Here is a 3,102-nt window from a genome sequence, read left to right as displayed (position 1 = left end):
CTAATAATTTTTAGTAATTTCATCCTACCGTACTATGCTTTTAGCACACCTAATAAAATGGACTAAGGCATGGCAAAGTTGGTATTGGCAATTGATGACGACAAGTATGTTCATCATATAATTGAAGAGTCTTTAGCAGGGTTTTGTAAAATAATTCATGCAAAAGATGGCGATGAAGGATTAAGGCTAACCAATAAATACAACCCAGATATTATTTTACTCGATATTGAAATGCCAGGTATGTCAGGTTATGACGTATGTAAAACTATAAAGCAGAGTCAAAATACTCAAGATATTCCCGTTATGTTTCTCTCATCTAAAATAGAGCTAAGCGATCGGGTAAAAGGTTATAGCGTCGGCGCATCTGATTACATTACAAAACCTTTTAATGCAGAAGAGTTAATAGCGCGAATAAAGGTACTTTACGAATATAGGCAAAAATGCGCAAAACTAAAATTAGATATAGTAAAAGCGAATAAAACAGCTGAAATGGCAATGACAGAGTCAGGTGATATGGGGCGTATAATGCGCTACGTTGGACAAAGTTATCACGCTAATAACTTTCAATCGTTGAGTGAATACTTTTTTACCTTTTTTGCTCCTTTAAATTTAGATGTTGTGGTGGTGTTTTGGTATCAAGGAAAAGGTATTTTTTACAGCCAGCAAAGTGGTGTTTGCCCGTTAGAGCAAGAGCTGCTTGAGCAACATCGAAATGCTCAACGATTTGTTGATATTGGTAGCAGCACTATCATTAATTACCCCAAAGTGTCCCTTTTGATAAAAAATATGCCAGTTGATAACGATGCTTTGTATGGGCGCTACAAAGATCTGTTCCCGCATATATTAGAAGTAACCAACGAGAAGGTTGTTACCATGGAAAGAAGCGAAAGCAGTTATGAGCAGGCAGCTCAAATAAGTACAGCCCTTCAAGATATTGTTAAGCAGTTAACTACTCAAAATGTAGAGCAAAACAAAAGTACTAAAGAGTTTATAGAGCAGCTACATGAACTTGACTGCGCTATTAAGCTACAACAAACACAAGCAAATCCTGCGGATCTCACTTTATATATATCTCAATTGGATCAAACAATGCAGTTATTTGTATCGGCTAATAGTGATTTAGCCTTTATCAAATATCAGCTTAAACAAGTTGCCGAAAGCCGCAATGAACTTATATCCAATTTACGTACTAAAGCGGAAGCCGCAAAGGTCAATACGAATCATCATAGTGATATAGAGCTATTTTAGTGCTTTAAAGTAAAGCGGTTGATATACTACAGGCGTATTTTATCGTCGGAGTTTATTGTGGTTATTCAGTGTGCTTTTAAAGAGTTACGCCCTTATTTAAATGAATTAGAAACACGCTTTGGTTTAGCCCAATGGGCGCAAAATTGCAGTGGCTTTAGCTTACATTACGATGATAAAGGGTTAAGTCTATTTAAAACCGACGAGCCAAAACTAGGTGCAATTAACGTTGATTTTGTAACCGGTGCTGCCGCCCATAGGCGTAAGTTTGGCGGTGGTAAAGGGCAAGCAATTGCCAAAGCGGTGGGTTTAAATAAAGGTGCAACGCCTGTTGTACTTGATGCTACCGCTGGTTTAGGGCGAGATGGTTTTGTACTTGCCTCGCTAGGGTGCAAAGTTATATTACATGAACGTCACCCGGTTGTAGCTGCACTTTTATACGATGGTTTAAAGCGAGCCTATAGCGATATTGAAATTGGTTTGTGGATGAAAGAAAACATGAGCCTAATATTTGGCTCAAGTCATACTTTGCTCTCTCAATGCGAAAGCATGCCTGATGTTGTTTATTTAGATCCCATGTTCCCGCATCGCGAAAAATCAGCATTAGTTAAAAAAGAAATGCGCGTATTCCAAGAGCTTGTTGGTGCAGACAACGACGCTGACGACCTACTTGATTTTGCCTATCCACTTGCCAGTAAGCGCGTTGTTGTAAAACGCCCCGATTACGCCCCATTCTTAAACGAAAAAACCCCAAGTATGCAGATCAAAACCAAAAAGAACCGTTTTGATGTCTATGTAAAAGCGGCAATGGTTTAAGCATCAAAACAAATCGGCGTTATATCCCTAGAATTTATCCATGTAAGAATCGTTATATTGGGTTTGATCATAGGATCTAGCCTTTTGAATCTAGGATCTTATTACATTTTCATGTTAGAATTTGCGCAATTTTTTGGCATAGCAAAGTAGCACAGTAATGATCTTAGATGATATTCGCATTGTTTTAGTTAACACGTCACATTCCGGCAATATTGGTTCGGCGGCTCGCGCCATGAAAACCATGGGTTTATCAAAACTTTATTTAGTTGATCCTGCTTGCGAAATAGACAGCCAAGCAAGTGCATTAGCTGCAGGCGCAACTGATGTTTTAGGCAATGCAGTTATTGTAGGTACCGTTGAAGAAGCTATCGCTGACTGTACATTAACGATTGGCACAAGTGCGCGTTCTCGTACGCTTTCGTGGCCAATGGTTGAACCACGTGAATGTGGTGAAAAGCTCGTTGCTGAAGCCGTAAATGGTCCTGTAGCGCTAGTATTTGGTCGTGAAAACAGTGGTTTAACTAATGAAGAATTACAGCTTTGTAATTACCATGTATGTATTCCTGCTAATCCAGAGTACAGCTCGCTTAATTTAGCTATGGCCGTACAAACACTTAGTTACGAAACTCGCATGGCATTTTTAAATCAACAACCTAAAAAGGTTGAAGAAGACGATGCAGTTTACCCAAGCTCAAAGCAAACAGAGTTGTTTTATGATCACCTTGAAGACACGTTGTTTAAAACAGGTTTTATCATCAAGCAACACCCTGGTTTAGTTATGACTAAATTGCGCCGTTTGTTCAACCGAGCTCACCCTGAAGATGCTGAAATGAATATTTTACGCGGTATTCTCACCTCAATTAATAAGGCTATCCCTAAGTAACTTAGGTATAGCTATTAGTTATAAAAGACCTAGACTAATTAACGCGCTAATACTTGACTAAATTACTCAGGTAATTACAATGGCTGTAATACTTGACCAAAGAGGTCAAGTATTGAAAATTTGTTAACTCTACAATTTAAAAGTAAGAGTTTCTAAAT

At 38.4% G+C, this 3,102-nt stretch carries 3 protein-coding genes; all 3 read left to right on the top strand.

The features are described from left to right. Positions 1-69: 69 nt before the first annotated feature. The 3 genes from GQR46_RS18195 (at position 70) to trmJ (ending at position 2,944) form a co-directional block, all read left to right on the top strand. The gene (locus tag GQR46_RS18195) at positions 70-1,248 is read left to right on the top strand and encodes a response regulator (protein WP_007586368.1); all 1,179 of its coding nucleotides are present in this window, start codon (positions 70-72) and stop codon (positions 1,246-1,248) included. A 57-nt stretch (positions 1,249-1,305) separates the two neighbouring features. Beyond that, positions 1,306-2,061 carry a class I SAM-dependent methyltransferase gene (locus GQR46_RS18190; protein WP_010554084.1) on the top strand — a complete coding sequence of 252 codons (756 nt, stop codon included), beginning with the start codon at positions 1,306-1,308 and terminating at the stop codon, positions 2,059-2,061. 157 nt (positions 2,062-2,218) lie between these two features. Beyond that, entirely contained in the window at positions 2,219-2,944 is a 726-nt protein-coding gene (trmJ, locus tag GQR46_RS18185) for a tRNA (cytosine(32)/uridine(32)-2'-O)-methyltransferase TrmJ (RefSeq protein ID WP_024589846.1), read from the top strand. Positions 2,945-3,102: the final 158 nt, after the last annotated feature.

Source organism: Pseudoalteromonas sp. Z1A6 (assembly GCF_011378745.1).
In the GTDB taxonomy this organism is placed as follows: domain Bacteria; phylum Pseudomonadota; class Gammaproteobacteria; order Enterobacterales; family Alteromonadaceae; genus Pseudoalteromonas; species Pseudoalteromonas arctica.
This window is presented reverse-complemented; position numbering and strand designations above follow the sequence as displayed.

Excerpts from the sequence above, each read along its gene's own strand:
- trmJ (WP_024589846.1), top strand. The coding sequence starts at position 2,219 with ATGATCTTAGATGATATTCGCATTGTTTTAGTTAACACGTCACATTCC.
- GQR46_RS18195 (WP_007586368.1), top strand. The coding sequence starts at position 70 with ATGGCAAAGTTGGTATTGGCAATTGATGACGACAAGTATGTTCATCAT.